Source organism: Corynebacterium lactis RW2-5 (assembly GCF_001274895.1).
Lineage (GTDB): Bacteria > Actinomycetota > Actinomycetes > Mycobacteriales > Mycobacteriaceae > Corynebacterium > Corynebacterium lactis.
Window position 1 is genome coordinate 765,510 of the sequence record NZ_CP006841.1, and the last position, 21,867, is coordinate 787,376.

General features: G+C 58.4%; 40 protein-coding genes. 39 read left to right on the forward strand and 1 reads right to left on the reverse strand.

Annotated features, from left to right (window positions below):
- Positions 1 to 179 precede the first annotated feature (179 nt).
- A complete protein-coding gene (locus tag CLAC_RS12590; protein ID WP_156324754.1) occupies positions 180 to 830 on the reverse strand; it encodes a hypothetical protein in 651 nt (216 codons plus the stop codon).
- Positions 831 to 920: 90 nt separating this feature from the next.
- On the opposite strand from CLAC_RS12590, the gene CLAC_RS12240 reads away from it, so the two are divergent.
- The 39 genes from CLAC_RS12240 to CLAC_RS03395 all read left to right on the forward strand — a co-directional run bounded on the left by CLAC_RS12240 (position 921) and on the right by CLAC_RS03395 (position 21,865).
- The gene (locus CLAC_RS12240) at positions 921 to 1,127 is read left to right on the forward strand and encodes a helix-turn-helix domain-containing protein (protein ID WP_082313069.1); all 207 of its coding nucleotides are present in this window, start codon (positions 921 to 923) and stop codon (positions 1,125 to 1,127) included.
- Complete coding sequence (locus CLAC_RS03230; protein ID WP_053411667.1) at positions 1,124 to 1,384, forward strand: hypothetical protein; 261 nt, start codon at positions 1,124 to 1,126, stop codon at positions 1,382 to 1,384. The genes CLAC_RS12240 and CLAC_RS03230 overlap by 4 nt, the downstream gene beginning before the upstream one ends.
- Positions 1,385 to 1,398: 14 nt before the next feature.
- On the forward strand, positions 1,399 to 1,602 hold the full coding sequence (locus CLAC_RS03235) for a hypothetical protein (protein ID WP_156324755.1): 204 nt from the start codon (positions 1,399 to 1,401) through the stop codon (positions 1,600 to 1,602).
- Positions 1,599 to 1,802, forward strand: a complete 204-nt coding sequence (locus tag CLAC_RS03240) for a hypothetical protein (protein WP_053411669.1) — start codon at positions 1,599 to 1,601, stop codon at positions 1,800 to 1,802. Before CLAC_RS03235 ends, CLAC_RS03240 begins: the two co-directional genes overlap by 4 nt.
- Entirely contained in the window at positions 1,799 to 2,032 is a 234-nt protein-coding gene (locus CLAC_RS12595) for a hypothetical protein (protein ID WP_156324756.1), read from the forward strand. Before CLAC_RS03240 ends, CLAC_RS12595 begins: the two co-directional genes overlap by 4 nt.
- Entirely contained in the window at positions 2,019 to 2,165 is a 147-nt protein-coding gene (locus tag CLAC_RS12600; RefSeq protein ID WP_156324757.1) for a hypothetical protein, read from the forward strand. Before CLAC_RS12595 ends, CLAC_RS12600 begins: the two co-directional genes overlap by 14 nt.
- Before the next feature lie 11 nt (positions 2,166 to 2,176).
- Positions 2,177 to 2,389 (forward strand): hypothetical protein, encoded by a 213-nt coding sequence (locus tag CLAC_RS03245; protein WP_053411670.1) that lies wholly within the window; start codon positions 2,177 to 2,179, stop codon positions 2,387 to 2,389.
- Complete coding sequence (locus CLAC_RS03250) at positions 2,386 to 3,321, forward strand: hypothetical protein (RefSeq protein ID WP_156324758.1); 936 nt, start codon at positions 2,386 to 2,388, stop codon at positions 3,319 to 3,321. The genes CLAC_RS03245 and CLAC_RS03250 overlap by 4 nt, the downstream gene beginning before the upstream one ends.
- Positions 3,322 to 4,284: a hypothetical protein gene (locus CLAC_RS03255; RefSeq protein WP_156324759.1), complete on the forward strand. Its 963-nt coding sequence runs from the start codon at positions 3,322 to 3,324 to the stop codon at positions 4,282 to 4,284.
- The gene (locus tag CLAC_RS03260; RefSeq protein ID WP_053411673.1) at positions 4,277 to 4,687 is read left to right on the forward strand and encodes a single-stranded DNA-binding protein; all 411 of its coding nucleotides are present in this window, start codon (positions 4,277 to 4,279) and stop codon (positions 4,685 to 4,687) included. The genes CLAC_RS03255 and CLAC_RS03260 overlap by 8 nt, the downstream gene beginning before the upstream one ends.
- 15 nt (positions 4,688 to 4,702) lie before the next feature.
- Positions 4,703 to 4,993: a helix-turn-helix domain-containing protein gene (locus CLAC_RS03265; RefSeq protein WP_053411674.1), complete on the forward strand. Its 291-nt coding sequence runs from the start codon at positions 4,703 to 4,705 to the stop codon at positions 4,991 to 4,993.
- Between the two features lie 358 nt (positions 4,994 to 5,351).
- On the forward strand, positions 5,352 to 5,726 hold the full coding sequence (locus CLAC_RS03270) for a hypothetical protein (protein ID WP_053411675.1): 375 nt from the start codon (positions 5,352 to 5,354) through the stop codon (positions 5,724 to 5,726).
- A gap of 87 nt (positions 5,727 to 5,813) precedes the next feature.
- Positions 5,814 to 6,191 carry a hypothetical protein gene (locus tag CLAC_RS03275; RefSeq protein WP_053411676.1) on the forward strand — a complete coding sequence of 126 codons (378 nt, stop codon included), beginning with the start codon at positions 5,814 to 5,816 and terminating at the stop codon, positions 6,189 to 6,191.
- Positions 6,188 to 6,517 carry a hypothetical protein gene (locus tag CLAC_RS03280; protein WP_053411677.1) on the forward strand — a complete coding sequence of 110 codons (330 nt, stop codon included), beginning with the start codon at positions 6,188 to 6,190 and terminating at the stop codon, positions 6,515 to 6,517. Before CLAC_RS03275 ends, CLAC_RS03280 begins: the two co-directional genes overlap by 4 nt.
- Positions 6,514 to 7,419 (forward strand): bactofilin family protein, encoded by a 906-nt coding sequence (locus tag CLAC_RS03285; protein WP_053411678.1) that lies wholly within the window; start codon positions 6,514 to 6,516, stop codon positions 7,417 to 7,419. The genes CLAC_RS03280 and CLAC_RS03285 overlap by 4 nt, the downstream gene beginning before the upstream one ends.
- Positions 7,416 to 8,198, forward strand: coding sequence for a hypothetical protein (locus CLAC_RS03290; protein ID WP_053411679.1), 783 nt, complete (start codon positions 7,416 to 7,418; stop codon positions 8,196 to 8,198). The genes CLAC_RS03285 and CLAC_RS03290 overlap by 4 nt, the downstream gene beginning before the upstream one ends.
- Positions 8,195 to 8,470: a hypothetical protein gene (locus CLAC_RS03295; RefSeq protein WP_053411680.1), complete on the forward strand. Its 276-nt coding sequence runs from the start codon at positions 8,195 to 8,197 to the stop codon at positions 8,468 to 8,470. Before CLAC_RS03290 ends, CLAC_RS03295 begins: the two co-directional genes overlap by 4 nt.
- Positions 8,467 to 8,799, forward strand: coding sequence for a hypothetical protein (locus CLAC_RS03300; protein ID WP_053411681.1), 333 nt, complete (start codon positions 8,467 to 8,469; stop codon positions 8,797 to 8,799). Before CLAC_RS03295 ends, CLAC_RS03300 begins: the two co-directional genes overlap by 4 nt.
- The gene (locus CLAC_RS12905) at positions 8,796 to 9,242 is read left to right on the forward strand and encodes a hypothetical protein (RefSeq protein ID WP_053411682.1); all 447 of its coding nucleotides are present in this window, start codon (positions 8,796 to 8,798) and stop codon (positions 9,240 to 9,242) included. Before CLAC_RS03300 ends, CLAC_RS12905 begins: the two co-directional genes overlap by 4 nt.
- Positions 9,239 to 9,418 carry a hypothetical protein gene (locus CLAC_RS03310; protein ID WP_053411683.1) on the forward strand — a complete coding sequence of 60 codons (180 nt, stop codon included), beginning with the start codon at positions 9,239 to 9,241 and terminating at the stop codon, positions 9,416 to 9,418. The genes CLAC_RS12905 and CLAC_RS03310 overlap by 4 nt, the downstream gene beginning before the upstream one ends.
- Positions 9,419 to 10,018, forward strand: coding sequence for a MerR family transcriptional regulator (locus CLAC_RS03315; protein WP_053411684.1), 600 nt, complete (start codon positions 9,419 to 9,421; stop codon positions 10,016 to 10,018).
- A 31-nt stretch (positions 10,019 to 10,049) separates the two neighbouring features.
- On the forward strand, positions 10,050 to 10,928 hold the full coding sequence (locus CLAC_RS03320) for an LAPAL motif-containing putative phage structural protein (protein WP_053411685.1): 879 nt from the start codon (positions 10,050 to 10,052) through the stop codon (positions 10,926 to 10,928).
- A 598-nt stretch (positions 10,929 to 11,526) separates the two neighbouring features.
- Positions 11,527 to 11,970, forward strand: a complete 444-nt coding sequence (locus CLAC_RS03325; protein WP_483772858.1) for a phage terminase small subunit — start codon at positions 11,527 to 11,529, stop codon at positions 11,968 to 11,970.
- A gap of 17 nt (positions 11,971 to 11,987) precedes the next feature.
- Positions 11,988 to 13,556, forward strand: a complete 1,569-nt coding sequence (locus CLAC_RS03330; protein ID WP_053411687.1) for a hypothetical protein — start codon at positions 11,988 to 11,990, stop codon at positions 13,554 to 13,556.
- Positions 13,553 to 14,068 carry a hypothetical protein gene (locus CLAC_RS13220; RefSeq protein ID WP_245621955.1) on the forward strand — a complete coding sequence of 172 codons (516 nt, stop codon included), beginning with the start codon at positions 13,553 to 13,555 and terminating at the stop codon, positions 14,066 to 14,068. The genes CLAC_RS03330 and CLAC_RS13220 overlap by 4 nt, the downstream gene beginning before the upstream one ends.
- Positions 13,965 to 14,936: a phage portal protein gene (locus CLAC_RS03335; protein ID WP_245621956.1), complete on the forward strand. Its 972-nt coding sequence runs from the start codon at positions 13,965 to 13,967 to the stop codon at positions 14,934 to 14,936. The genes CLAC_RS13220 and CLAC_RS03335 overlap by 104 nt, the downstream gene beginning before the upstream one ends.
- A gap of 126 nt (positions 14,937 to 15,062) precedes the next feature.
- Positions 15,063 to 16,367 (forward strand): EndoU domain-containing protein, encoded by a 1,305-nt coding sequence (locus tag CLAC_RS03340; RefSeq protein WP_053411688.1) that lies wholly within the window; start codon positions 15,063 to 15,065, stop codon positions 16,365 to 16,367.
- Positions 16,368 to 16,379: 12 nt separating this feature from the next.
- Positions 16,380 to 16,679 carry a hypothetical protein gene (locus tag CLAC_RS03345; RefSeq protein WP_053411689.1) on the forward strand — a complete coding sequence of 100 codons (300 nt, stop codon included), beginning with the start codon at positions 16,380 to 16,382 and terminating at the stop codon, positions 16,677 to 16,679.
- A gap of 83 nt (positions 16,680 to 16,762) precedes the next feature.
- Complete coding sequence (locus CLAC_RS03350; protein WP_245621957.1) at positions 16,763 to 17,365, forward strand: capsid assembly scaffolding protein Gp46 family protein; 603 nt, start codon at positions 16,763 to 16,765, stop codon at positions 17,363 to 17,365.
- 14 nt (positions 17,366 to 17,379) lie between these two features.
- Entirely contained in the window at positions 17,380 to 18,390 is a 1,011-nt protein-coding gene (locus tag CLAC_RS03355) for a major capsid protein (protein WP_053411690.1), read from the forward strand.
- A gap of 3 nt (positions 18,391 to 18,393) precedes the next feature.
- The gene (locus CLAC_RS03360) at positions 18,394 to 18,708 is read left to right on the forward strand and encodes a hypothetical protein (RefSeq protein WP_053411691.1); all 315 of its coding nucleotides are present in this window, start codon (positions 18,394 to 18,396) and stop codon (positions 18,706 to 18,708) included.
- Positions 18,668 to 19,051 (forward strand): hypothetical protein, encoded by a 384-nt coding sequence (locus CLAC_RS03365; RefSeq protein WP_053411692.1) that lies wholly within the window; start codon positions 18,668 to 18,670, stop codon positions 19,049 to 19,051. The genes CLAC_RS03360 and CLAC_RS03365 overlap by 41 nt, the downstream gene beginning before the upstream one ends.
- Before the next feature lie 2 nt (positions 19,052 to 19,053).
- Positions 19,054 to 19,413: a hypothetical protein gene (locus CLAC_RS03370; protein WP_425388803.1), complete on the forward strand. Its 360-nt coding sequence runs from the start codon at positions 19,054 to 19,056 to the stop codon at positions 19,411 to 19,413.
- Complete coding sequence (locus CLAC_RS12790) at positions 19,406 to 19,657, forward strand: hypothetical protein (RefSeq protein WP_169750315.1); 252 nt, start codon at positions 19,406 to 19,408, stop codon at positions 19,655 to 19,657. Before CLAC_RS03370 ends, CLAC_RS12790 begins: the two co-directional genes overlap by 8 nt.
- 10 nt (positions 19,658 to 19,667) lie before the next feature.
- On the forward strand, positions 19,668 to 19,850 hold the full coding sequence (locus tag CLAC_RS03375) for a hypothetical protein (RefSeq protein WP_245621958.1): 183 nt from the start codon (positions 19,668 to 19,670) through the stop codon (positions 19,848 to 19,850).
- 3 nt (positions 19,851 to 19,853) lie between these two features.
- Positions 19,854 to 20,315: a hypothetical protein gene (locus CLAC_RS03380; RefSeq protein WP_053411694.1), complete on the forward strand. Its 462-nt coding sequence runs from the start codon at positions 19,854 to 19,856 to the stop codon at positions 20,313 to 20,315.
- Positions 20,316 to 20,373: 58 nt separating this feature from the next.
- Positions 20,374 to 20,967 carry a hypothetical protein gene (locus tag CLAC_RS03385; RefSeq protein ID WP_053411695.1) on the forward strand — a complete coding sequence of 198 codons (594 nt, stop codon included), beginning with the start codon at positions 20,374 to 20,376 and terminating at the stop codon, positions 20,965 to 20,967.
- Positions 20,968 to 21,074: 107 nt separating this feature from the next.
- A complete protein-coding gene (locus tag CLAC_RS03390; RefSeq protein WP_053411696.1) occupies positions 21,075 to 21,443 on the forward strand; it encodes a hypothetical protein in 369 nt (122 codons plus the stop codon).
- A 77-nt stretch (positions 21,444 to 21,520) separates the two neighbouring features.
- Entirely contained in the window at positions 21,521 to 21,865 is a 345-nt protein-coding gene (locus CLAC_RS03395; RefSeq protein WP_053411697.1) for a hypothetical protein, read from the forward strand.
- The last annotated feature ends 2 nt before the right edge of the window (positions 21,866 to 21,867 follow it).

Sequence of the window (21,867 nt, forward strand, 5' to 3'; positions counted from 1 at the left end):
CAGCCCCCTCTTTTCCTTGCTTTCAAGGGGGAATGGGTTGAGGACCGTCAGCCCCGCATGCGTGGATCGAAGCTGAGGCAACCCTTCCCGCGTGAAGCCTTTCAGCACGCGAGCCCCAGCTGCGCGCCCTACCAGCAAAACCTAGAAGCGAAGAAAAGGAGACAGAATTATGAACACGTCTATCGCAATTCTGGTGGCATTTTCTGTAATTCACCTAGTTTCTTGGACTCTAGTCCTAGTGGCCAAGATGGTAAATTCTGTGAGCTATACGGGCGGGTCTGTGACTTACACCATTTGCCAAGACTGAAATTGCAAAGCTTCGGAAATCGATGGTGGAATACTCGAAACCAAGCGTGCTTAACACGGTTCCACTTCCAATACTCAAATTCCCCATCTTTAAGAAGTTCAAAGCGAACTGCCTGAGGGATTAGGCCATAACGGTCCTCAGTGACCCAGGTGACGATGAGGAAAGCTTCTTTTTCCTGTTTTGGCGTCAAGTCAAATTTCGCTACTACGGGTTCGGACGAGGAAGTCAATGGCGTTGGCGCTTCTTTGAGAATGCGAAACGCATTACCTACACGTAACGCGATTTCAAGATTATGCCGTTCGCCCGGCCCCTCGAGATGAACTTTCACTGAGGAAGGGGAAACGGCTGGCCCATTGCCGATTTGGACAGTGTGAGCGGCCTTATGGACTTCAACTCTAATTCCGCCATCACGATTGAACTGTCGATGGGCAAGTGACGTCTGTTTAGCGGCGTACCAAATGGCAAAAGGCGCTGTGGCGCCAGCCCCAACAGCTGCCAGATTAGCGAGTGTCTGAAGATCCAACTCGGCTTAACACCTATTCGTTCTATTCGCCCCCGTGACCTGCTGCAACCAGGCACGGGGGCTTCTTTTACTACCTAGAGAGGGGTAGCAATGAAAACTTTATCAGGGGTCACATACTTCAGCCCCAAGGAAGTAGCAGAACACACCAGTTACAGCGAATACACCATCCGCCAAGCCTGCCGACGCGGAGAACTCGAAGCCTACCAACGCGGAAAGCGCAGCAACTGGAACATCCCCGAACATGCCATCGACCCATGGCTCCGCGGCGAAACCTTCTACGGCGGTGACGCAGCATGAGCAAACACCGCATGACCCGCGCCGAGCGCGACGACCTACTCGCCATGGCCACAGCAGCCGGCGTACTCGAAACCCGCCGCCCCCGGCGCAGCAAGCCGCGCCACCGCAAACCAGAGCAGTACCACTACGACCGGCGCATGGCCGCCTTTGTCCTCACCGTCGCACTCCTAGCAATCGGCCTCATTGTCATAGGCACCGCCCTGATCAACATCGGCATCGACAACGCCGCAGGCTACGCAGGGATGACCAACCGATGAAAACACCCGCCGCTATGCCAAAACACAACAGCCTAACCCCGCTACCTGACCTCGGGCGCACCCCTGACCCGTGGGAAGTGGAAGACCAGCGCTTGCAACGGGTCCTCGACCAGGTGCGTGGTGTCTACGAGCAGGTCGCCGAGTTCGCGGAGCCCGAGGACACGGCCAGCCTGACCATGCTGATTTTTGACCGCTTCGACGAAGGAGCCCGACCATGACACTGCGACCCATCACCGCAGCCGACCGCGCCCAAATCCGCGCCGACTACCGCCAACTCCGACGCCATCTATCCGTCAACGGCACAATCCACCGCATCACCCAAGCCCGACAAGTACACAACATCGTCGTGCGCAACGTCTGCGGAGACCTCATCGACACCGACCAAGCCCACCTCCGCGTCACAAGGACAACCGCGTGAGCAAAAACTCCTACGTCGAGTATCTCGCACACCAGGCCCTATACGCGGAGTACGCACGCCCAGGGGGCGGCTGCCACCCAGCACTCAAACGGCTGCTGTATGAGCGCGGCTGGGCAGACCCCGCAACCGGGCGACTGACCGACGCAGGGCGTCGCCACATGGCCTACCTCATCAACCAGCACATCATCAGCGGTGCACCAATCCCAGGAGATCCATATGAATCCTGCTGAATTCCCCGATGTCCGCCCGCCGGCTGGAAGGCATTATCCCGAAGACGACGTGTCTGACATTGCGGTGTCTATCGGCTGCTCGACTGCGGTGGTCGCATTTATTTTGATTGTCATTTTTATCGCCAGTTTGTAAAAGGAGTTGCAGTGCAGAGTTACAGGAACCGTAGTGGTGACGTTGTTATCGATGAGCATTTTCTCGATGAGGACGTGTTTGTCACTGCTACCAGTCAGAAGGTCACGTGCCCGGTGTCCGTCTATTTCGGCGACAACAGTCACGACTTGACATCAGGAGAAGCTCGTTGGCTTGGAACTGCCTTGATTAAATCCGCGAACCTGGCTGAAAGGGGAGAGGAGTGACACGGCTTCAAATCCCCGACCGTCTGCACGTGGTGAAAGACCCGGCGCCACCCGGCACACCGGAGTGGGAAAGACTGGTCACTGCATCGAAGGTCGCCGGTATTGTCGGTGAATCCGCCTACGCGACGCCATATAGCGTGTGGAATACGATGCGGGGCATCAGGATTGAGCCTTCCGGTATGGAGGACCGGTTCTTGACTGGCCACGCGATGGAGTATGCCCTGGCCTACTGGTGGGCGCAGAAGAACCCAGACTGGCGACTTTCAAGGGGAGAGGTGCAGGTCACCAACCCGCATCTACCGTTCCCTAACGCTGCCACGCTTGACCGCATCGCCACCCGTAAAGGCCACGTCCGTAGCCCAAAGCATTCTCGTTGTGTGCAGTTCAAAACTGTTAGTGGCTGGGATGAGTATCAGAATCTCACGCCGGAGACGATTCCCGCGGACTGGCTGATTCAGGAAACGTGGGAAATGCTCACTAGCGGTCTGACGCAGATGTCTGCGCTGATTGTGGTGTGCGGGCCGTTCTACGAGTGGAAGCAGCTGGAAGTGCCGTGGCTACCCGAGTTCGCCGTCGAGCTCGTTGAGTCGACGGAGCACCACTTGGAGCTTGAGGAACCGCCGGCTCCGACTGCGCCGAATGATTACAAGATCGCGAAGCTTCGTCACCCGGATATCGACGATGACGCCGCACCGGTGACCATCGATGCGGATACTGCTGCCGAGTGGGATGTGCAGAAGGCTGCGGCGAAAGCAGCTGGCGCCACGCAACGAGCAGCCAACAAAGCAGCTGAGGTGGCCGGGGCGAAGCTACTGGAAGCAATGGGTACAGCCGCGACCGCCATTAACCCGGACGGGTACGTCATCGCTAAGCGAGTCGCTACGAAGAAGGGCGTGCAGCTGCGTCACGTGCCCCTGCCGGAGGAGAAATAAATGACACAGAAACCAACCACCACAACAACTACCCGCGCTGAAAACAGTGCGGGTTTTCCTATCCCAGAAGGAGAAACCATGAACCTACCAGCGACAACAGGCAGCCAGGGTACTCAAATGCCGGCGCAGACGCTCATGCAAAAGGGTGTCGAGAAACTCCGCCAGCACGCTGGGCTCAAGCAAATGGCCTACGACTACGCCGAGTTCATCACCAAGACCGGAGCGTGCCCAGCGATCTATAAGAACAAGCCGATGGATGCCGCGGCAGCGATTATCCGCGGCACAGCCCTTGGTTTCGACCCAGACGGAGCACTCGAAGCGTTCTTCGTTATCCAAGGCAAGACTGGCATGTACGCCCGAGCGATGATTGCCGTCGCAGAAAACGTTGGCTGCCGAGTGTGGGAAGAAGAGGCCACGGACGATTCGGTCACATGGTGCGGTATCCGCCCAGGCGATGACAAGGTCGAGCGTGTCACGTGGACGATGGAACTCGCTGAACGCGCAGGGTACACGCGGAATGCGAAGTACAAGACGAATCCTCGGGAGATGCTGCGCGCGAAGTGCCAGGCCGAGCTTGCCCGTATCGTCGCCCCAGGCGCATTGATGGGGCTGGTGTCGGAAGCGGAACCGGATGCGCATAAGCCGGTGCGTGCTGAGGCAACGCGGGTTGATGCCCAGCAGGGTGGCGCGTTGGGGGCGTTGGAGGCGGCACGACAGCGGGTCCACGCACGCCGCCAACCAGAGTCGGAACCGGCGCAGGACGCGGACGTGATCACTGATGATGACCCGCAGCTGTTAGCCGCTGTTGTCGACGAGTATCTGAGCGAGATTCCGAAGGCCCAGTCGCAGGATGAGGTCACCAAGATCATGAATGCCGCCAAGGAAGACGGCCTGCCACAGGAGCAGTTCGACACGGTTCGCCAGGCAGCTAAGGCACGTTGGGGGGAACTCAACAATGCGTAACCCGAACCTTGTAGTTATTGGCGGCAACCTGGGCCGTGACGCGAAGTACGCGGTCACGCAGTCCGGCAAGGAGGTTGTGTCGTTCTCGGTTGGGCATACCAGGTCGCAGTTTAATGAGCAGTCCAAATCCTGGGAAGAGATCAACACAACCTGGTGGAACGTCACCTACTGGGGTAGTGACAGGGAGGATCTACAGCGCCTGTCTGAGCAGTTGACGCAGGGCCGTCGTGTGATTGTGACAGGGCGTGCTGAGCAACGCCCGTATACGACGAAGGACGGCCGCGATGGTGTGTCTCTGGACCTGCTCGCAGCCACGGTGAGTTTGGTGCCGAAGATTGGGCGTGACACTGCGGTGTCGAATACTGCGGCGGGGTTTGATTCCTCGGCTCAGCCGCCGTGGTAGGAGTGACGCCACCGTATGAGTATTCCCGCCGTCAGGTGGGTGACTAAGGATGTTAGAGGTATTACCACCACGGAGCGGGCAGTGCTCTACATGCTCGCTGACATGGCCAGTGAGCGGGATGGTCTGCAGCAGGCATGGCCGTCTGCGGCGACTATCTCAGAGTCGATTGGTATCAGCCACCGGACGGCGTACCGGGCTCTAAATTCGTTGGAGGAAAAAGGGTTTCTTGCCCGTGGGGATCAGAGTCTGGCGGGCAAGATTCGAAGCGACCGTAGGCCGATTGTGTGGTGTCTGAAAACACCGTGACGGGGTGACACCGATGTCATGCCGTAGCGTTTTCACGACCTGACACTGGTGACCGAACGACCTGACACTGGTGACCGAACGACCTGACACTGGTGACCGAACGACCTGACACCGGTGTCATACAAAGCAGTAATAGAAGCTAATAGTTAACCCCGCTCGCTCCGCTCCGCTCACTCCGTTCGCTGCGCTTCGCTCCCTGTAAGACTTCCCGAAGCGGTAAATATCCCGCGGCATGACACTGGTGACATACCGCCACACACCCACCCAGCCACACCGGAGCGCCACCATTGACGCCCTCCCCACAACCCCATATCGACCGCGCTCTCACAGCGCGGTTTTTTCATGCAAGGAGAAACCAATGAGACGAAACCGAGCCTCCGCCAAAAAAGCCGGAGCCACCTTTGAAAGAATCGTCGCTGACTATTTAGCCGCCACCGTTGATGACCGCATCGACCGACGCGTCAAAACCGGCGCAAACGACTGCGGAGACATCGCCGGAGTCCGCACCCCCTGGAACGACCGCGTAGTCATCGAATGCAAAAACACCACCCGCATGAACCTCGGGTCATGGATCAACGAAGCAGAAACCGAACGGGTCAATGACGGCGCGTACATCGGCGTCGTTGTCCACAAACGCCACGGCAAAGGCGACCCGGCGCAGCAGCTGGTGTCGATGACACTGGAGACGTTCGCGAAGCTGCTGGACGGCAAAACCGGAGAAGATGCGCTGTGAGCCGTTTTAAGCCGTCCGACATTGGCCTGTGGGTACTTGTCGCACTCGGCATGTGTTTGTCCATCTACAAGACACTGAGGGGGCGAAATGGGCATTAAGAAAAGCCAGCGCCCACGTATCAAACTAGAAGGACGCACCACACTCCGCCTAACCCACGGAACAACCATCATCGGAGAACTCGCCGTAACCACAGGCGAAGAGACCATCCCAGACGCAGAAGAAACCAAGGTCAACGATGGGAAAACACTCGTCGTAGACAACTGGCTGAAAACCGTCCCCAACCGACGCCGACACCTGAAACTCATCAATCGCAACGGGCAGGACTACATCAAAGTCGAGTCACTCACAATCAACGCCGAAAAAGCAGCAAAAGTAGTGGACTTCCTGCAATCGAAAGGAGTCGATGCAATAACCCTTCACGGGTTCCGCATGGCGATTGACATGCACAGAAAGAACAACCCATGACCACATACCGCTACAAGGTGAAGCACATACCAACCCGTGTGGGTGGATTCTGGCGAGTCTACGACCCTGACGGCGACCACATCGCCAACTTCTTCACCCTCCCGGAGGCCATCACCTACGCCACCGAACAAGCCCGCACCCGAGAAATCACCCTCCCCGCCGAGGACGTGGTGCAACGCGACCCCGACCCACTCAACATCGACACCGGCACCCACCTCGACGCAGGCGACGCGGGTACCGCATGGCTCTCCTACAGCCAACCCACCCGCGAAGACATCACAACCCTCGCAACAGCACTACTCAGACACGCGGAGACACTCACATGACCACCAAGCACTTTGAATTAACCGATTACACCATCACAGTCGATGGGCGCACTCTTCACCGTATCCGCGCTACCCGTGACATCCCCGAGCAGGGAGTAAAAGCTGGCGAGCTGGGCGGGTATGTGGAAAGCGAAGAGAATATTTGGGGCACCGCGTGGGTGCTCGGCGACGCTCAGGTGTCCGGCAACGCTCTGGTGTACGGCGACGCTCAGGTGTACGGCGACGCTCAGGTGTACGGCGACGCTCTGGTGTACGGCGACGCTCAGGTGTACGGCGACGCTCAGGTGTACGGCGACGCTCAGGTGCTCGGCGACGCTCAGGTGTACGGCGACGCTCAGGTGTCCGGCGACGCTCAGGTGTACGGCAACGCTCAGGTGTCAGGCAAAGCGTGGGTGTCCGGCGACGCTCTGGTGTCAGGCAAAGCGTGGGTGTCCGGCAACGCTCAGGTGTACGGCGACGCTCTGGTGTCAGGCAAAGCGTGGGTGTCCGGCAACGCTCTGGTGTACGGCGACGCTCAGGTGTACGGCGACGCTCAGGTGTCAGGCAAAGCGTGGGTGTACGGCGACGCTCAGGTGTACGGCAACGCTCAGGTGTCCGGCGACGCTCAGGTGTCAGGCAAAGCGCGGGTGTCCGACAACCAGCATGTCCTAACACTCGCCCCCATCGGCTCCGAAAGCGTATCTATGACTCTCGCCCGCCAAAAACCAGGCACACAGCAGACCGTCACCATCGGCTGCTGGACAGGACCAATCGACGACATGACAGCCGAGGTAGAACGCCGCGCGCGCAAGTGGGAAGGAACCGAACAAGACAAGAAACGATGGCGCGACGAATACACGCTAGCTGAAAAACTCTGCCGCACCCGCATGACCATGTGGGAGCAAGAAAAGGAACCCAAATGACCACCATCAACGACCTCGAAGAGCGCATCAACGGCGTTGAAGCCGCCCTCAACGAGATGAAAGCAGACCTCGCAGACCTCAAAGAACAGGAATCCGAGCCGGAGAAGCCGCAAGGGTCACTGTTCGGCAGGTGGGCAACCCACCCCGTCCACGGGCGCGGCATCATCGGCAGCCGACACTCCGACGAGGACTCCGAAGTGCTGTTCGCCTACATCAGTGAACATGGCAGAACAGGTGCAATCTGGGTATACGTGCGAACTAGCGACCTCACCATCGACCCCGCCACCCTCACCACCGTTGAGGACTACCGGAACGCGCCAGTCGGCACCATCGTCGAGGACCATAACGGGGACGTATATGTCGGCGACAGCATCGGCTGGCACACCTACGACGGCGAATACGACAGCAAGGAAATGGTCGGGATGGGCACCGCCCGCGTCATCCGCTGGGGGGGGGGCAGGCAAATGACCACCTACCTCCGCACCCGGACGGTTGATGACCTCGACGGCTTCATTGTGAACCATCCGCCGGTTGCTGTGCTCGGTGACGCGAAAACCCTCATGGACACCTTCGGGGACAAGCACCACGACTACCACCGCGAAGGCGAAACCTGGGTACGTGTCCGACCGTACCGCATGAACCCCGACGGCACCCCAGACCACGACCGCACCCAATGGGACAATGCAAACGGCCAACTCACCAAGACCGTCGAGGACACCCGCCCGTATCACCCAACCGCCGCCGAACACCACTACGTCTGGTACGAGGAGACCACATGACCCCCACCGACCAAGTACGCGCCCTCGAAGCCGAACTCCAACACCTCCGCGATGCTCTCACAGCAGAGCAAGACCGTCGCCGACGCTACCAGGGCGCACTCAACCGCGCCGAAGACAGCATAAGAACGCATCTTGACAACGCAATATCCAAATGGGACGACGCGCACGCCGACGGCAGCGAGCCAGGCATGACGATGTACACCCAAGAATGCGTGGGACTCACCTACGCGCTAAATGCCCTCGACCGCGCTAGAAAGGAAGCCGAAAAATGACCCGCCGCGCCCTCGCGGGCCGCTTCATCCTCACCACCGAACCCCACCCGCACGGCACACACCTCAAAATCAAATCCACCAAATCCGCCCAAAAGCTCGTCGTCGTGGAAGAAGAAATAAAACCCCTCGCCCACGCCATGCTCAACATCACCCGCCCGCCCCGCTACAAGGTGTGGGGCACCGTCATCGGAACCCTCCCCACCGGCAAACGCCGCACCTGGTCAGTCGCCCAAGCAGGAAACGAAGCCACAACCGGGCGCACCTTCACAACCTGGCAAGAAGCCATGCGGTACGCCAACCAACAAGCAAAGGGGGGAACCAAAAATTGACGCTCCTCGAAGACATCATCGAGCAAGCCAACGGCGCCACCGTACTCGTCGCCTACTGGTTCAAGCACGAAGCCAGCCGCATACTCCAGCGCTTCCCGCAAGCCCGGGCGCTTAACGCCAGCGCGGACTTCGCCGACTGGAACGCCGGCCGAATACCGGTCGGCCTGATCCACCCGGCCAGCGCCGGACACGGCCTCAACCTCCAGACGGGCGGCCATATCTTGGTGTGGTTCACCACACCCTGGTCGCTCGAACTCTACGAGCAGACCAACGCCCGCCTCCACCGCCAAGGCCAAACCGAGCCGGTCAGCATCATCCACATCACCACTACAGACACCATCGACGCCCGTGTTGGTCGTGCCCTCGACGGCAAGGCCGCCACCCAAGAAGCGCTTGTAGCCGCCGTCGCGGCAGAACTAGGACAAGGAGAACCCCACCCATGACCAGAGCGGAAGTGTGGAAAAGCGGCCTCGTGATTCCAGGGTCACGAGTCGTTTGGATGGCGGCCTGGGAAGAAAAGCCAGATAGCCCAGACGTCAGATTTTGCCGGGTAGCGAAGGGCTTCCCGACCTGGCGCGAAGCCCTCGACTACGCCAACAAGAAAGTGAGGGGAAACTAGATGACAACGCTTGCCCGCGACTACACCACCCTGCGCACACTCGCCCCCCGGCTCGAGCAGCTCAAGATCGCAGACAGTGCACAAGCCACCGACGACTACACCCCACCAACACCATTCGGCCCCAGCCCACCTTGCAGCCTCACCTGGCTCGACTACCAGTGGATGATTGAGGACATGCTCGCACGGACTGCAGCGCAAGTTCGACGCGACACCGGTGGGTTACACGGACGTCCAGTGCCCGGCATCGCAGGCAACGCAGGATGGCTCCTTGGGCAGATTGACTACCTTGAGGGTGCAGAATGGATGCGTGACCCGGTCTGGCTCGCCGAACAATACCAGTGCGAACCAACAGCAGACACCATGGCCAGCCTCACGCACGACTACGCCGCCCACCTCGACGCTGCACTCGAGCCACCACTCGACGGCAGGCCAGCAGGCACAGCCCTCGAAGTCGCATGGGAAACCGGGGTGCCAGTTGAGACAATCCGCACATGGGGCAAACGCGGACGAATACCACGATTCAAAGGACCACACGGAGCATGGATATACAGAGTGGTCGACATCATAGCGGCTTCACAAAAAGGCACGGTACGGCCATGAATACGGATAAACAGAGGGTGGGTCTTCTACTATGACTCTTGTGAAAGCGGACGAAGTCTCAGTCAAATATGATGGCGTGGCCGTCGATGATCACTCGATGGATGCAACACAGCTCGGCCCAGCGCTGCTTGCCTTCGGAAACTTGGCCAGAATTACGCAACAGACTGTTGACCCATTGTCAGGCAAACAGATTACCGCTAAAGTTCAGGCGTTTAACGCAGGTTCGTTTGAAATCATGTTTGGCCTTGACTCGTCGATTCTTGAGCAGGCAATCAATCTGTTTACGGGGAAACCGCTGACTGGCGCAGCCACGGCAGCAACACTCGGAGGGGTAATCCTGCAGGCGATAAAATATGTCAAGAAAGAAGCAAAAGAAAAGAAGAAAGTAAGCCGCGATCAGCTAATCAGTGAGCTTGGCGACGAGCTTCTTGCGGCGCACGTTTACGAGCTCAAAAGCAATAGGAAGTTTCGGGAGCAGACCGGGAAACTAGTCAAACCGGTAACCAACACTGGGATCGAATCGATGTCGCTAAAGAACAGCAACATTCCAGGGAAGTTGACGATTGACTCACAAGATGCGGAGGCGATCGAATTGCTAGCAGAAGAGGAAACAATTCTGACTAGAGTTGAATCAATATTGGTAGAGGTAGACACCCCGGATATTGGCGCCCCGCTCAGCCGAATGTGGCGATTCAGGTCGGAAAAGTACGGGACCTTCAGGGCAAAGATGCTTGACCAGGACTTCGCGACGGCGGTAGAAGCTGGACGAATTTATTTCGCGGCCGGTAAAAGATTTGAAGCCCGAGTACGAATCGAAGATGCTCTAGTTGATGGGGTAGTAGATAAGACAAAGTTTGAAGTCGTCAGTATTCAGGAAGAAGCCGACAGTCAGACAGAACTCGAATACTGAGGGTGGTATTGACATCTGAACCACCCATCTGCCTATAATCAATGCAGCAGAAGTGTAAGAAGCCCGCACCAGGCACAAGTCCGGTTGCGGGCTTCACGCATACCTAGGCAGGTGATACACATGGCTAGGGCTAACCGCATCTGCTCCCACCCATCATGCGGACAAACCGCAAAGCCAGGCTCCGGACTCTGTGTCGTCCACTCTGCCGAGCGCGACGCTGCTCAATGGCGAACAACACCAACCAAGCGCACGCGCGATTGGGCTGAATATAATCGTCGCCGCCGAGTGGTAACGGAATGGCGAGCCAAGTATGGCAACGTGTGCCCTGGATACAAACGGCCACCGCATCCCGCCAATGACCTCACTGCTGAGCATGTGCACGCGGTCGCCGACACCGGTGACGGCAGCGGCCGGCTGACAGTTCTTTGTCGGTCGTGCAACTCGCGGCACGGTGCGGAGACCCGCAACCAATACCGCTAACAAGGCTGTGGCCTTGACCCCAGGGGGGTAGGCCGACCACGACGATCACCCCGCACCGCGCATGAGGTGAAAAAAGACCTGTACGGGTTCCCAGTATGTGAGATTGGGGGTGATTGAGATGCCAGGACCGGCACCAAAACCCGATTCCGAACGCCGCCGACGTAACGCCCCAATGGCTAACACAGTGCGGCTGCCTAGAGAAGGACGAAAAGGGCGAGCACCAGCGTGGCCGATGGGTGGACGCGCACCCCGGGGTTGGGCTGACCTGTGGAAGAAACCGCAGGCGGTGATGTGGGAGCGCTCCGGCGACGAAATTGTGGTGGCGCGTTATCTGATTATCCGCAATTTGATTCAGCAGCCGGAGAATGCGGATCAGATTAACGCGACGGCGCTGTCGGAGCTGCGGCAGTTGGAGGACCGCCTGGGGCTTTCGCCGATGGCTCGGCACCGGCTGCGGTGGGAAATCGTTGAGGACGAGGTGGATGCGCAGCGGCAGGCCAAGCGGTCTGCGGCGCCTGCTGCACGCAGGGCTCGTTTGCGGGTGGTCGCTGACGAAGCGTGAGGGGAGCGTGATGGGTAATGCCGTGGCGCGGTCCAGAGTATGACGGGGAGTTTCCGTCGTTGGGTTGGTCGGTGGTCGACTGGATTGAGGCGAACTGTGTCATTCCGGATGGTGACCATAAGGGTGAGCCGTACATTTTGACTGATGAGATGGTGGCTTTCCTGGTTCATCATTATCGGTTGAAGCCGGATGCGACGGAGGATAAGCCGCGCCGGGCGTGGAATTATCGTCGTTCGCAGTTGGTTCGTCCTCAGAAGTGGGGGAAGGGTCCACTGACCGCGGCGATGATTTGTGCGGAGTCGGTCGGCCCGGTGGTGTTCGCAGGGTGGGATGCGGCCGGGGAGCCGGTTGGTAGACCGTGGCCGACGCCGTTGATTCAGGTGACGGCGTCGTCGGAGGACCAGACTGCGAATGTTTACGCAGCACTGCAGCCGATGATTGAGGAGGGCCCGCTGGCTGAGGTCATTCCGGACACAGGTGATACTCGTATCAACCTGCCGGGTGGTGGCCGTATCGATCCGGTGACGTCGAAGGCTCGGTCTAGGCTCGGTCAGCGCGTGACGTTCGTCGTTCAGGATGAGACGCAGATGTGGACGCAGTCTAATGGTGGTTTGCTGCTGGCGACGACGCAGCGTCGTGGTTTGGCTGGTATGGGTGGCCGGTCGGTTGAGACGACGAATGCGTGGGACCCGGCGGAGAACTCGGTGGCGCAGCAGACGTTTGAGTCGAAGGCGCCGGATATTTACCGTGATTTTCGTCAGGCTCCGGCGTCGCTGTCGTATCGGAATAAGCGGGAGCGAGCCAGGATTCACCGGCACGTGTACGGCAATTCGTGGTGGGTCGATATGGAGAATATCGAGTCTGAGGCTGCGGAGCTGTTAGAGACGGATCCGGCGGAGGCGGAGCGTTTCTTCGGTAACCGAATTGTTTATGGCCGTGGTGCGTGGATTCCTGCGGACACGTGGGAGTCTGGGGACCGGGGTGAGCAGCCTGCTGATGGCGCGCCGATCTGCTTGGGGTTTGATGGTTCGGAGAATAACGACTGGACGGCTATCACAGCTATCTCGATGGATGGGACGGTGTTTATTCCGACGTTTGGGCCGGATGAGCAGCCGACGTACTGGAATCCGGCGGAGCATGGCGGGCGTATTCCTCGTGATGAGGTTGATGCGGCGGTTGATGAGCTGTTTGAGCGGTATGACGTGGTGCGTATGTATTGCGACCCGCAGGATTGGCGTTCCGAGATTGGGGATTGGTCGGTTCGTCATGGTGATGAGCGTGTGTTCGAGTGGGCGACGAATCGTATTTCGCAGATGTTTGAGGCGTTGAAGACGTTTGAGACGAATCTTGCAACGGGGCGGGCTGGTCACGATGGTGGCAAGGCGTTGGGTATTGCGGTTGCGAATGCTAGGAAGGTGGCCCGGCCGGGGCAGAAGTACATTCTCGGTAAGGCTACGGAGGCTCAGAAGATTGATATTGCGATGGCGATGGTGCTGGCGCATGAGGCGTGGGTGAATTCGATGGCGTCCGGGTGGGTGCCGCGTGTTCAGAGCCGGGTGTTGGTGTTTGGTCGTAGGAGGCGATGATGACGGTAGCGGTTAACGATGGTGGGTTGTCTCCGGATGAGCAGAAGCTTCTTGAGTCGTTGCATCGGAAGTGTATGCAGCAGCGTGGCCGGGATTATGCGAATGAGCAGTTGTATGCCGGTTTGCAGAAGGTCGCCCAGTTGGGTATCGCGATTCCTCCGGAGGTGGAGCCATTTGCGTTTCCGATGAATTGGCCGCGCATGTATGTGGAGGTGTTGGAGCAGCGTATGGATGTGCGTCTGCTTCTGCGCTCGGGCTCTGTTGAGGAAGATGCGGAGTTGCGAACTGACTGGGAGGCTAACAGCCTTGAGTTGGAGCAGCATTTAGCGCATACGGATTTGCTTGTGTATGGGCGGTGTGTGGCGTCGGTGTCGTGGCCTGATCGTGACTCGGGGGCAGACTCGGCCGGTGATTCGGGTGGAGTCGCCGCGGGATATTGCTGTGAGCGTGGACCCGTATACGCGGGATACGCGCGGGGCTCTGCGGGTTTATACGGACGAGTCGGGTATTGAGCAGCGTATGACGTTGTACTTGCCGAATGAGACCGTCCATTTAGCGCGGGAGGCTGGCAAGGACCGTGTTGTGTCGCGTGACCGGCATAATCTTGGCCGGGTTCCGGTGGTGTGCCAGTGGAATCGGCGTATGTCGGGAAGGTTTTCCGGTACTAGCCAGATGGAGGACATTAAGCACTGGGTTGGTTTGATGGCCCGGGTGGTGCTGAATCTGCAGTTGGCGATGGAAACGATTGCGACGCCGCAGAAGGTCGCGATTGGTGTGTCCCAGAAGGACTTTGTTGACCCGGATACTGGTGAGGATTTGGACCCGTGGGAGACGTACATGGGGGCGATCTGGGCTATTTCTCGGACGACGAAGGAGGGCGTAGACGTTAAGCAGCTTCCTGCGGGTGATCTGGGTGGGTTTATTTCCACTGTGGAGATGATTACGAAGCAGGTGGCGGGTCAAACTGGTCTGCCGCTTCGTATGCTTGGTCATTCGACGGTGAATCCGGCGTCTGAGGGCGGTATTAAGGCAGATGAGGCGCGTCTGGTGAAGACTGTGGAGCGGTTGAATACGACGGCTGGGGTGTTTTGGTCGTGGGTTTTGGGGATTGCGGAGCGCGTTCGTACTGGTGTGTGGCCGGAAGGTGCGCCGATTCAGATTGAGTGGCGTAATCCGGCGACTCCGACGTTGGCGGAGATGTCGGATGCGATGCAGAAGCAAACTGGCGGAAAACCTGTTTTGTCTGTTCGTGGTGCCATGAATCAGATGGGATATTCGCAGGCTCGAATTGATAAAGAGCTGCAGTGGCTTGGTGAAGAGGACGCCGCGATGGCTGGCTTAGACGTTCGTTTGGGTCGTGGTCTCGCCGAGGAGGTCTAGTTGGGTATCACATGGTCGCATCGCTCTCTGCCTCCAGGGGTTAGGGAGGAGGCGCAGGCGCGTTCTGCTGTGATTCGAGAGACCTTGCGGTATATGCGTGGCACGGCGATGCCTCGGAACACCCCTATGGATGTAGACGCTTGGCTAGCGACTAAAGCTAATTTGATCGCTCCGGCGATGGCCAAGGCACAAGCACAGAATCTTTCTCTTGTAGACAAGACGATGGGTATGTCGCTGACTGCCACGGGCTACCATGATTCGCCCATAGGCTTGATTGTTCCGGAAGCGTTCACGGGGTATATGCCGGATGGGCGTGAGCTTGGGTTCATCAAGCATGCCGTAGCGAATAGAGTCCGCGAGCGGATGGCCTTGGGGGCGTCTCAGGCAGAAGCGTGGAAAGCCGGCAGTAAGCTGCTTGCGACGATTGTTCAGACGGGGCTGATTGATACTCAGCGGATGGCGAAGGCCGTAGCTGGGCTGGCCAGGCCGAGAACATTGTATGTCCGTATGGCGAATGTGCCGTGTTGTCCGCGTTGCGCGATACTTGCGGGAAAGAAAGGGTACTGGTCGAAGCCGTTTTTGCGTCATCCAGGGTGTGATTGCACGCAGATTCCATTAGCGGAGGGGAAGGACGTCGAGTTATCTGGCCCGCATTTCGATGTGGATGCTTATTTTAAGTCTCTTAGTGAGGCAGAGCAGGATAAGTACTTCACCAAGGCGGGCGCTGAAGCTTTACGTAATGGCGCTGATTATGTCGAAGTTGTGAATTCGATGCAGGGGCTGACCGGTGTCGGTGATGATGTGAAGCCGTTTACGCGGTACGGGGCACCGCGAAGTGGGTGGAGGCGGCTGTCAGTTCCGGAGATTATGCGGCGTGCCGATGGCGATGTGGACCGTATGCGGGAGTTGCTTCTTCAGTACCGGTACATTCGTCCGGAGCGGCGTTACGGCCCGGTTAGTCGTGTTGATTTTTCGAAAGGCTGGCCGCACGACAGTGACAACTTAGGTGAGCTAGCGCAGGAGCTTCCAAAGAATGACCCTAGACCAGTGCCGTCGAGTAAAGATTGGGCCCATATTCTAGATGGGGAGCCTATTGTCCCAGGGAAAAAGATTCAGGGAGGTCATCGGCATGGCACTGGGCGGGAAAGAAAGACTGAGTTTCCGCGCTGGTGGTCGGATGATGACATCAAAAAGGCTGTCTTGTTGACTATCGAGGCTCCGCATGCGTCGAAAGTATTCGGTACGACAAGAGTCCTATATCGTGTAGTAGATGAGGTGTTGGTCCAGGTGTCGTACTATCCAGACCCTGACAGCAGCGGAAGCATGATTCTTGGGGCTTCATACCCGAAAAACGGAAGCGGAGTAGTGAAGAACATCGGCGGGAGGGCAGTGGAACAGCCCTTGGATGTATCATTAGTTCCAAGAGAGTAGGAGGTGCGGGGAATGATTGAAATTGTTAATCGGCAGCTTGTCGATGCCGACGCGTTGGCAATCATGGATTCTGTATGGAATCAGTTACCGAATGATTTGCGTGCATACGCGGCATCGAGCTGCGACGATGACGAGGACGTTAGTGCTGTGATCGCTATCCTGGACTATGCACTTGCTACTGGGCTTTCCGTTTCTAAGGCGGCTCTCAATAAGGCGCGAAGTTTGGCGGAAAAGCTTTCTCGCGATGTCGATGCTCGTCGAATCCTTGAACTTGTTGCTGGGCTTAATGAGGCTGGTACGAAAGCAGCCTAGGAAGCACTATAACCTTTCAACCCATCCCTTCTTGGGGTGGGTTTTTTCATGCACTTTTTCTTATCCGAGATGGAGGAAAACCAATGTTTAAGAATCGTCCAATGTGGATTCGCGCGATTGAAGGCGCGGATGAGAATAGTGCCGCTGGTGCACCTGTCGAGGCTTCGGCTAGTGAAGATACTGGCGCGGAGCGCTCTACAGGTCAGGGCGGCCAGGGCGACACCCAGCCTGTCGAGGATGCTGAAAATCCCGACGGGCTGGGTTCCAAGAGGGCTGTGCTCGCTGACCTCGCGAAGGAGCGGGATAAGCGTCAGGAGCTTGAGGCTCGGCTTGCGGAATTCGAGCAGGCGGAGGAAGAGCGCAAGCGGTCCGAAATGACCGAAATTGAGCGACTGCAGGCGGACCTTGAGGCCGCGCGTAAGGCCGAGGAAGACGCTCGTGCGGAGATTGCCAAGCGTGATCTCGACGCTGAGCGGGCGCGGATTGCAGCAGAGTTTAAGATCCCAGCCGCGATGGCTGGACGCATCGCCGGTGCGACGCCGGAAGAGATGCGCGAGGACGCCAAGGCTTTAGCTGAGGCGATTGGCCCTTACACGGGGCCTGCGGATAAGTCGGCGGGCCGTGGCGGTGGCCAGGTGACGCCGACAACGTTAGAGGCCGCCATCGCGGCTAAGTACCGAAACTAAGGAGGATGCCGAATATGGCACCGATTACTCTTGAGCAGGCGAAGCTCAACACCATGGAAGACTATGATCCGGCGATTATTGATGAGTTCCGTAAGAACTCGACGCTGCTGGACATGCTCACTTTTGACCGCGCGGTTTCCCCTGCAGGCGGAGGCGCGACCCTTGACTACGGTTACCGTCGCGTCAAGACTGAGCGCGGCGCGGCGTTCCGAGCCCTGAACTCTGAGTACAAGACTGAGGCCGCAACCACCGAGAAGCACTCAGTGACTCTGGCTCCGCTGGGTGGCGCGTTCGAGATTGACCGTGTTATCGCGAAGCTTGGCCCGGCCGCATCTGGTGAGATTGTGTTCCAGATGCAGCAGCTGATTAAGGCGACCAATGCGCGTTTCCTTGATGAGGTTATCAACGGTGATACTGCCTCGGAGGAAATTGAAGAGCCTGTCGCTGACGCGAAGGCCGGGTTTGACGGCCTGTCTAAGGCACTGCTTGGCTCCGACACTGAGGTAAAGGAGTCCGGTTATGATTGGTCGGAGTTCGCTTCTGCTGAAGAAAGCCTGACCGTTCTTGATCACCTGGACGAGTTCACCAGTGTTCTCGATGGTCCTCCGACTGTGCTGATTGCGAACCGGCGTGTTCTGGCGAAGATTCGTGCAGCCGCGCGACGCGCCAATCTGTACACCAAGTCCCCGGTTGACGGTCTACAGATTAACGGGGTGCCGTTGGAGCGCGAGACTATCGGCAACCTGGTGCTTATTGATGCTGGCACTAAGGCGGGCACTAATAAGCCGATTATTCCGGTGACGAAGGGCGCGACTGATATCTACGCGGTGCGTCTGGGGCTGGATGGTTTCCACGGTGTGACGACCACGGAGGGCAGCATGCTGCAGACGTGGCTGCCGGACTTCACTACCGCGGGGGCTGTGAAGAAGGGTGAGGTTGAGCTTGGCCCGGTGGGTGTTGCTCTGAAGCGGACTAAGGCTGCTGCGGTTCTGCGTGGCGTCAAGATTTCTGCTGAGGAGGTGTAGTCCGTGCGTGTATTCGCACCGAATAAGTATTACTGCGGCCGTGTTGGCGCTGACGTCTTCGTTAACGGCGTCTGTGAGAATGCGTCGGAGGCGCAGCGTTGGTACTACGTCGGCCGCGGGTACCGCATCGAAGATGAGGAACCCGTCGTGGAGCTTGCCGGCCCGCCGTCGAAGCGGGCCGCTGTCGGCAAGTGGCGGGAGTTTCTCGGTTCCCAGGGCCTCGTGTACCCGGAAGGTGCGGCGCGGGCTGACTTGATTCGGCTGTGGGAGGAAGCCAATGGCGAAGTTTCTCACGAGCCTGCGGGCGGTATGGCCTGACGCTGATTCCGCGGAGCAGGTGCGTCTCGAGCGGTTGGTGGATCGTGCTGAAGCGCTGATTGTGCAACGGTTTCCGACTACCCTGAGGCGCGTCGAGGACGGGTCCCTGTCCGTTACTGTCGTCGCTGGTGTAGTGGAGGACATGGTCAATCGTGCTGTGGCGTCGCAGGACCGTGGCGGGGTGGAGAAACTCGCTTATCCGGAGGTCACGATGGAGTGGGGCAGTGGCGGGGCTGGTTCTGGGTCGCTGCTGTACCTGACCACGGACGAATTGCTGGCATTGACCCCACCTGAGCCGTCGGCTGCTTTCACTGTGTATCGGAGAGCGAGACCGTCATGGTAGGTGTGACTGTGCTCTTTCAGCCCGGGTGGGTGCTGCGGTTGCGGAAACCTGCTGGTGTTGACCCGGTGACGGGGAACGATGCTGGAGTCAATGTTCGTGAGGTTCCTGGTCGTGGTTTGGTGCAGGCGCCCCTGTGGACTGGGTTCTCCGAGGTTACAGACAAGGCGCTTGTTGATGAGCGTCTCGTTATGTGGTGCCCGCTGGAAGGCCCGTCTGTTCCCGTGGACTCGCAGGCAGAGTTCGTCAGTCCTTCTGGTGAAGTTTGGCAGGCCATCACTTCCGGCATTTGGAGGGGTATTCCGGGCAGTAGCCCTGAGTATGTGGCTGTCCGTGTTCGTAGAGCGGAGGAAAAAGATGAGTGATGTAGTCCGGTTCGTCAACGCCGACGGTGATGTGGTGATTACGGCACACGGTTCGGCCGCGCATCGTGATTATCTAGCGTCGCAGCCAGTTGAGTCTGCCTCTGTTCGTCCTGTTTCGCGGAAGGAGGGCTCGAGTGGCGAGGCTGACTCTGTATCGGCAGGCGCTGAGAGCGGAGGCGCGGCGGGAGTCGATGAGCCGGCGCAAGGAAATCGCCGGAGAAATCGCAGCCGACGCAAGGAGTAGGGCACCTGTAGTGACGGGTGCCTACCGGGGCGGAATCGGGGTGGAGGCAAATTCTGATGAAGTGCGCGTCGTTGATAACGATGATGACGCAATTCACAAGGAGTACGGAACTTCTGATACCCCTGCGCATGCGGCGCTGACGAATGCGGCGATGCAATACGGCAAGTACTCGGGAACAAGGCCAAGGAGGTAGACCATGCGACAGCCAATGCCTTATGTCCCGGGGGCGATTCGTGCGTGGCTACTCGACCAACCAGGTTTCGTTGACCTGCTGCATGGTGGGGCGGTGTCTACTAGGGACTTGCCGGACCCTCTAGTGAAACCACACGTGCTGGTTTCAACAGTGGGGCATGTTGGGCCCGACCCGATGCTGCGTCGCCTGATGATTCAGGTGACACCGTGGGCGCCGGGGCGAGATGCATCGGGGCTCGATGAGGACCCGGATGTGACCGTGTGGAACCTAGCCGCGACGGCTGGGGAACTGCTCGGACGGGCGAAAAATGTTGTTCTCGATGACAAGCATGCATGGTCGGCTACCTGGGTTGATGGCCCAATTCAACTTTATGACCGCAATCGAGGTATTGACCGAACCTTGTATCAGGCGCCGGTCCGTTTTCAGGTTCACCTGCGACGCAGGCAACCAATAGCAAGCAACTAACAGCACCCCGAGTGGGGTGCTTTCTTTATGCCCCGAGGCTGGGGCGGATTGGAGACTTATGTCTACTTTTGCAGATCCGAGTAAGGCGTATCTGTGGCTCGACGGTGATGCTTTCCGTGGTAAGGCAGGCGCGGAGCTTCCAGAAGACGTGTACGCCGCAAAGCTGGAAGGTTTTGATGCCTTCGGCGGTATTGAAGCTGGCTTCGAGCTGACTTCCGAGCAGTCAATCACTAAGAAGAAGGTATTTAACTACCGTCAGTCCGCGTACAAGGTTGCCCGAGACCCGCTGGATGAGGGTATGAAGTTCCGTGCGGTGGATAACACCAAGGCGACGGTAATGACCCGTATGCAGGGTGGCAAGGTCACCATGAAGGGCAAGAACGGTGTTATTGAGAAGGGCATTGGTGAGGAATTCTCGCTGCTGGTGCGTCTCGATGACGGCGCGGATAAGACCGCGTTTTTCTGTCCGCGTGCAACTCTGTCGGCGCCGGCAACCCGTGCGGCGATGGATGGGCAGAACCTCGACGGTTGGGAGTTCGCTGTGACCTTCCTTGAGCCTTGCCAGGAAATTCTTCCGAAGGTTCCTGAGGGGCTCAAGGAAGCTGTCGAAAGTACTGAGGAGCTAGGGGACGAGGATAGCCACTTCGGCTGATAGCCCTGATGTAGCGCGTAGGGCGGGCGCGTGTGCGCTTCCGGGATGGAGGCCCGAATTTACCCGCCCCCTTTTTTTATTGGCCTAGTGATTAGGAGATTTCCGAGATGGAAAATAACACCGAGAAGATGGAGTCTTTCGACCTTCTGGACGCACTGTCCGTGAATGCTGGCGAGCCGGTTACGGCTACCTTGTTGGGTGTTGATGTGATTATCCGACGAAACTTCACCGGTGATGAGGTGCATAAGTTCATGACAATGCACACGGTGGACAACGCTGGGGAAACAATCAAAGACCAGTTGGCTGGTCTGGTTGATGCATTGTCTGCGTCGCCGGAGAAGGAGCAGGCCGCGCTGGTGGATAAGATTCTGTCGCTTACGGTCCCGGAGATTATTCGTGTGGCGGTGCGGCTTGGACAGATCGCGGGGCTTCGTGATGAGGCGGGAAATTTCCTGAATGGTGCGCCTGCCTTGTAAACCCTCGGGCGCACCGCGAGGCGCTGGTCGGGTTCCGGCGTGAGTATGGGCTCGATTGGCGTGAGTGTCGACGCACCATGTGGCATGTCGACCTGGGGGCTCTTGTTGATGGATTGCAGGACTGGTCGCTGACGGACGAAAACATTGCACGCCTGGTGGACCGTGAGGACTATTGGCTGAATTCGGAGTACGCCCAGTGGACGACGGACCCGAATGACCCTGAGGTGGTGGCGGATCGTGAGAGGCGCCGTCGTGCTGGGGTGAAGCCGCCGCCGGTGCCGTTGCTGCGGCCGGTGGCGCGTCGTCCCAGACGTCAGCAGGTCGAGTTAGAAGAAGCATTTATAGAGCGTGTGACCTCCGCTGGTGCTCAGGTGTCGCGGAAGGCGTCGCTGAGTGAGTTGCGCGCTGCGCGCGGAAAGTAGGT